6 protein-coding genes are annotated in these 6,060 nt (G+C 68.2%); 4 read left to right on the top strand and 2 right to left on the bottom strand.

Annotation, left to right across the window (positions count from 1 at the left end; genetic code table 11):
* Positions 1 to 9: 9 nt before the first annotated feature.
* Positions 10 to 1,599: a cell wall metabolism sensor histidine kinase WalK gene (locus tag Q1V78_RS08370; RefSeq protein WP_300613535.1), complete on the top strand. Its 1,590-nt coding sequence runs from the start codon at positions 10 to 12 to the stop codon at positions 1,597 to 1,599.
* On the opposite strand, the gene Q1V78_RS08375 is transcribed toward Q1V78_RS08370, so the two are convergent.
* Together Q1V78_RS08375 and Q1V78_RS08380 are read right to left on the bottom strand one after the other, a co-directional pair.
* Positions 1,538 to 2,401 (bottom strand): alpha/beta fold hydrolase, encoded by an 864-nt coding sequence (locus tag Q1V78_RS08375; RefSeq protein WP_300613537.1) that lies wholly within the window; start codon positions 2,399 to 2,401, stop codon positions 1,538 to 1,540. The two genes, Q1V78_RS08370 and Q1V78_RS08375, sit on opposite strands and share 62 nt — an antisense overlap.
* A gap of 22 nt (positions 2,402 to 2,423) precedes the next feature.
* Complete coding sequence (locus Q1V78_RS08380; RefSeq protein WP_300613539.1) at positions 2,424 to 2,861, bottom strand: HIT family protein; 438 nt, start codon at positions 2,859 to 2,861, stop codon at positions 2,424 to 2,426.
* Positions 2,862 to 2,955: 94 nt separating this feature from the next.
* Here Q1V78_RS08380 and purD point away from each other — a divergent pair, with 94 nt between their 5' ends.
* From purD to Q1V78_RS08395, 3 genes are all read left to right on the top strand, one after another.
* Complete coding sequence (gene purD, locus Q1V78_RS08385; protein WP_300613541.1) at positions 2,956 to 4,233, top strand: phosphoribosylamine--glycine ligase; 1,278 nt, start codon at positions 2,956 to 2,958, stop codon at positions 4,231 to 4,233.
* A gap of 24 nt (positions 4,234 to 4,257) precedes the next feature.
* Complete coding sequence (locus Q1V78_RS08390; protein ID WP_300613543.1) at positions 4,258 to 5,166, top strand: DNA-formamidopyrimidine glycosylase family protein; 909 nt, start codon at positions 4,258 to 4,260, stop codon at positions 5,164 to 5,166.
* A gap of 49 nt (positions 5,167 to 5,215) precedes the next feature.
* A partial coding sequence (locus Q1V78_RS08395) for a lyase family protein (RefSeq protein WP_300613545.1) occupies positions 5,216 to 6,060 on the top strand: 845 nt, incomplete at its 3' end.

Here is a 6,060-nt window from a genome sequence, read left to right on the forward strand (position 1 = left end):
CCCTGGTCGATGGTTTCCCTCTCTGAGCATTCGGACGTCTCCGCAGCCGGTACAGCGAACCCCGCTGGTTCCCCCGGCGCGGACGATGCCGGCACCGCTGGCTGGCCGGTAGATGACGAGCACGGTGAGTTCCAGCGTCCCGGGCGCTTCCTGTCGAACTTCCCGCTGCGCGTCAGCCTCGTCGTCGTCATGACCTTCCTCGCCGCGCTCGGCCTGTCCTTTTCCGGCGCGGTGACGACCTCCACGCTGCAGCACTTCATGGTCTCGCGCGTGGACGACCAGCTCAACAGTGCGATCAATGGCTGGGCCTACCGGACCACCGACGACGAACGCTCCTACCAGGACAGGCCCGGTAGCAGCATCCCGCAGCCCAACCGTCCGCCCACGGATTTCTTCGTCCGCGTGGTGGACGGGGAGATCTCCATCGAACCGCTGAACTCGGTCTTCGATTCCGCCCCGGAGCTGCGGGGATTGGAGCAGCCGAGGGAGCCCGTGACGGTGCCCGCCCGCGCGGGTAGCGCGTCCCACGCCCCGTGGCGGGCGGCCTCCGTCGAGAACCAGGACGGCACCGTCACCATCGTCGCCCTGCCCCTGGAGGGTGAGGAGCACACCATCCGCAGGCTGGTGTACCTGCAGATCATCATCGGTTTCCTGGTGGTGGCGTCCATCATGATCGTCTCCCAGTACCTAGTGCGCCGCGCGCTGCGACCGCTGAACCAGGTGGAGGAGACCGCCTCCCTGATTTCCCAGGGGCACCTAGACCAGCGCGTCCCGAACTGGGAGCCGGATACCGAGGTCGGTCGCCTGGCGCAGGCCTTCAACCGGATGCTCGCGCAGATCCAGGGTGCGTTCCTCGCGGTGGGTGCCTCCGAGCGCCAGGCCCGCAAGTCCGAGGCCACGATGCGTCGCTTCATCGGGGACGCCTCCCACGAGCTGCGCACCCCGCTGACCTCCGTGCGTGGCTACGCGGAGCTCTACCGCTCCGGGGCCACCGACGATGCGGACATGGTCATCGGCCGAATCTCCGACGAGGCCGAGCGGATGGGGCTGCTGGTGGAGGACCTTTTGGCTCTGGTCCGCATGGATGAGGGCCGCCCGCTGCAAAACCAGCGGGTGGATGTGCTGGAGCTGGCGCTGCGCGCCGCCGACGGTGCCCGGGCGGGCTTCCCAGGGCGCAACATCAGCGTCGAGAATCACTACGGCTCCATCCCGGTCGTGACTGGCGACTCCAACCGCCTGCACCAGGTGATCAGCAACCTGCTCACGAACGCGCTGAAGCACGCGGGCGAGGACGCCAACGTGAAGATCAGCCTGCTCAAGACGAGCCCTGAGCTGGTCACCATCGACGTTCAGGACGACGGTGAGGGCATTCCTGCCGACGCGCTGCCGCACCTCTTCGAGCGTTTCTACCGTCCGGACGGCTCCCGCTCCCGCGCCTCGGGTGGCTCCGGGCTGGGCCTATCCATCGTGCAGTCCCTGGTCAAGGCGCACGGCGGGGCGATCACCGTGGACTCCACGGTGGGGGAGGGCACCACGTTCAGGGTGCAGCTGCCCGTGGCGCCGGAGGATTCTCCAGAGCGAACTTCACCAGAAGACTGACCTTTTGGTTGCGGGGCAGCATATTGTGCGCCACCTGCAGCTGCGGGTAGAAGTCCTGCACCCGCACCAGCCGCAGCGGGCCCGGGTGCTGCGGGATACCACCGGTGGGTTCAGCATCGCCCAGGGCGAAGGCCGCGTTGAGGGGGACCATGCGGTCGTAATCGGAGGCGATCTGCGTGATCGGCACGGTGCACTCCCCGGCTGGCGCGAGCGCGTCGGCCAGTGCGGGGGAGCCCACGACCTGCTCCGCGAAAGCGGGCGCCATGACGGTGCTGATCACCCGGTTGACCAGGGCCTCCCGCGTAGTCCCGGACCATGGCATGTGCACGCCGCGGAAGTCCGCGCCCAGGCCCACGATGTGGTTGATCGCATCCCCGCCGGCGCGGCTCGCCACGGCCAGGGAGATCAGCCCTCCCTGGGAGTGCGCGACCAGGTCGAAGGACTCCGCACCGGTGGCCTCCTGGAGAGCGGCGATCTGCGCCCGCGTTTGGGCGATGGATTGCGCCAGCGGCGTGGTTCCGTTGTCCCCATAGCTGACGGAGAACACCCGCCGGTCCCGCCCGTCGAAGGTGCTGCGCAGGTAGGGAACCATGCGCGCGAAGTTCCCGCGGCCACCCACGGTGCCGTGGACCACCACGATGGGGCGGGGCTCGGAAGGCAGCACCCGGGAGGTGGGGGATTCATCCCATTCTCCCAGATCCGGGATGTGGGCCAGCAGCGAACGTCGCGGGGTAGCCTCCTGGCCCAGACCGGAGTGCAGGATGGGGCTGCGGCCTGGGGCCCGGGGCGTAGAGGGGGACATATCGTTCTAGAGCGCTGGTGTTTTAGGCCTCGTCCTCCGGTACGCCAGCAACACCATGGCTGCGCAGCTCCGCGCGGATCCGCGTCGCCGCATCGTCCATTTTTTCCGGGTCCGTCTGGTCCATCGGGATGATGTTCTGCAAGCTATAGCCGGACATGTCGGAGGCCGGGAACAAGTGAATGTGGGTGTGTGGCACCTCGAAACCAGCGATCATGTAGCCGCACCGCGGGGCATCGAAGACCTCGCAGATGGCCTTGCCGATCACCTGGGCGACCTCGTTGAGCTTGCCCCACAGCTCCGCCGGCACGTCGGTCCAGCGGTCGATCTCCTGGGTCGGGACGACCAGCACGTGGCCGTAAGCAACCGGCTCGATGGTGAGGAATGCGGCGACCTCGGCGTCGCGGTAGACGAAGCGACCTGGAAGTTCGCCGTTCATGATTTTGGTGAAAACGGTAGCCATACCTCGCGATGTTACCCGCGAAACCATCGACGAACACCGGCTTTGGGGCAGCGTCACGCCGCGCTGTCTGGCTGGCTCGCTAGACTGGGACACTATGCGCATTCTTGTACTTGGCAGCGGTGCCCGCGAGCACGCATTGGCTTATTCCCTGTCCCGCGGTGAGTCCGTCTCTGAGGTCCACGTCAGTCCCGGCAACCCGGGCATGAAGGCCATCGCCACGCTCCACCCGGATGACTCGAATCCGGTGGGTCTGGCCCAGGAACTCGGGGTGGATCTGGTCGTGATCGGCCCGGAGATCCCGCTGGTCGCGGGCGTGGGCGACGATCTGCGCGAGGCTGGCTTCGCGGTCTTCGGCCCGTCCAAGGCCGCGGCCCAGATCGAGGGTTCCAAGGCTTTCGCGAAGGATGTCATGGCGCGCGCCGGGGTCCGCACCGCCTCGGCGGAGTCTCTGCAGCCGGGTACGTCGGATGCCGAAATTGAGGCCACTCTGGACCGCTTCGGCCCCCGCTTCGTCGTGAAGGACGACGGTCTGGCCGCCGGTAAGGGCGTTGTGGTCACCGACGACCCTGCTGCCGCCCGCGCCCACATCGACGACGTCCACGCCGCCGGCAACCCGGTGCTGCTGGAGAGCTTCCTGGACGGTCCAGAGGTCTCCCTGTTCTGCCTGGTGGACGGCGAGACTGTTGTCCCGCTGATCCCGGCGCAGGACTTCAAGCGCGTCGGCGAGGGCGATACCGGCCCGAACACCGGCGGCATGGGTGCTTACACCCCGCTGCCGTGGCTGCCGGAGGGCGGCGTGCAGCGCATCGTCGACGAGGTCTGCATCCCGGTGGCCAAGCAGATGGCCGAGGACGGGGTGCCGTACTCCGGTTTGCTTTACGCGGGTCTGGCCTGGACCTCCAATGGCCCTGAGGTCATCGAGTTCAACTGCCGTTTCGGTGATCCGGAAACTCAGCCGGTGCTGCAGCTGCTCGAAACCCCGCTGGCGGGTGTGCTGAACGCTGTCGCTACCGGCACGCTCGCGGAGCTGCCACCGCTCCAGTGGAAGGACGGCTACGCGCTGACCGTCGTGCTCGCTGCGGAGGGCTACCCGGAGTCCGCGAAGAAGGGCGCGGTCATCACGGGCGCCGAGGCGGGCAGCGAGGCACGCGGTGTCCGCGCCGCTGGTGTGGCAGAGAAGGACGGTGCGCTCGTCGCTTCTGGCGGCCGCGTGCTCAACGTGGTCGGCGAGGGCGCGACCCTCGAGGAGGCTCGCGAGAAGGCCTACGCCACCCTTGCCACCATCGACCTGCCGGGCGGGCACTTCCGCAAGGACATCGCCCTGGCCGCCGTCGAAGGCACGATCACCGTCCCGGGCGAGGGGCAGGCCTAAGCCTTAATGAAAGGCTAAAAACCGATGCCCGAAGGACACGTGATTCACCGGCTGGCGACCCAGCTCAACCAGCTGTTCGCCGGCCACGCCCTGCGCGTAACCAGCCCGCAGGGGCGCTTCGCCGAGGAGGCCGGCGCCCTGACCGGCGACATGCTGGACCGGGCGGAGGCTTGGGGCAAGCACCTGTTCTTGAGCTTCGGCAACCCCCGCAACCCGCACCGGCGGGCCGATCACATCATCCACATCCACCTGGGGCTGATCGGCACCATGGCCGTCGAGCCCTTCGCCGGCGGCCAGCCCCGCGGCCAGGTGCGCCTGCACCTGCACCGCATCGACGCCGAGGGCGGGGAGGACATGTGCACCTGGGGCAACGCCGTGGAGGTGAACCTGCGCGGCCCCCAGTGGTGCCGACTCATCACCGACAAGGAGATGGACGCCGCGGTCGCCAAGCTCGGCGCCGACCCGCTGCGCTCCACCGACCCGGAGGTGGACCCGGAGAACGCTGCGAAGCTGGCGGAACTCGATGAGTTCCTCTCCCGATCCCGGCGCACCATCGGCTCGATCCTCATGGACCAGGCCCGCTACGCCGGGGTGGGAAACATCTACCGGGCCGAAACCCTCTTCCGCCTGGGCATCCACCCGGACATCCGGGCCTGCGACCTGGCGGCGGAGGAACGCGAGAATATTTGGCAGGACCTCGTAGAACTCATGGCCGAGGGTGAGGCCACCGGGCGGATCGACACCGTGCGCCCCGAGCACACCCCGGAGGCGATGGGCCGGGCTCCCCGCAAGGACGACCACGGTGGCGAGGTCTACGTCTACCGGCGCGCCGGGCAGCCCTGCTACGTCTGCGGCGAGGAGATCAGCCACCGCGTGGTGGAAGGCCGGAACCTCTTCTGGTGCCCTAGCTGCCAACCCGTGGCATGGCCGTGAAACCGCTGGTCACCAGCCCCGCGGCACAGCCCCGTGCCGCTGTGGGATAATGAGGGGCGTGACTGCTGCAAAGAAGAATATTTCCAACGTCCTCGCCACCCGCTACGCCTCCCCGGAGATGACCAATCTGTGGTCCCCGGAGGAGAAAATCAAGATGGAGCGCCAGCTCTGGCTCTCCGTGATGAAGGCCCAGAAGGACCTCGGCATCGAGATCCCGGCTGAGGCCCCGGCCGCCTATGAGAAGGTCCTCGACCAGGTGGACCTGAACTCCATCGCCGAGCGGGAGAAGGTCACCCGCCACGACGTGAAGGCTCGCATCGAGGAGTTCAACGACCTCGCCGGCTTCGAGGAGATCCACAAGGGCATGACCTCCCGCGATCTCACGGAGAACGTGGAGCAGCTGCAGATCTACCGCTCCCTCGTGCTGGCCCGCGACAAGGCCATCGCCGTCCTGAACCGGATCGGCCGCCTGGCTGGCGAGTACCAGGGTCTCGTGATGGCAGGCCGCTCCCACAACGTTGCAGCGCAGGCCACCACCCTGGGCAAGCGCTTCGCCTCCGCGGCCGATGAGCTGCTGCTGGGCCTGGCGCGCGCCGACGAGCTGCTGGCCCGCTACCCGCTGCGCGGCATCAAGGGCCCGATGGGCACCAGCCAGGACATGCTCGACCTGCTCGACGGCGACGACGCCGGGCTGGCCGAGCTCGAGCGGCGGGTCGCCGGACACCTCGGCTTCGACCACGTGCTGACCAGCGTCGGCCAGGTCTATCCCCGCTCGCTCGACTTCGACGTCGTCTCCGCGCTGGTCCAGCTGGTTGCGGCGCCGTCCAACCTCGCCACGACGATCCGGCTGATGGCCGGCCACGAGCTGGTGACCGAGGGGTTCGCCGAGGGCCA

It is taken from the genome of Corynebacterium sp. (genome assembly GCF_030152825.1).
Lineage (GTDB): Bacteria > Actinomycetota > Actinomycetes > Mycobacteriales > Mycobacteriaceae > Corynebacterium.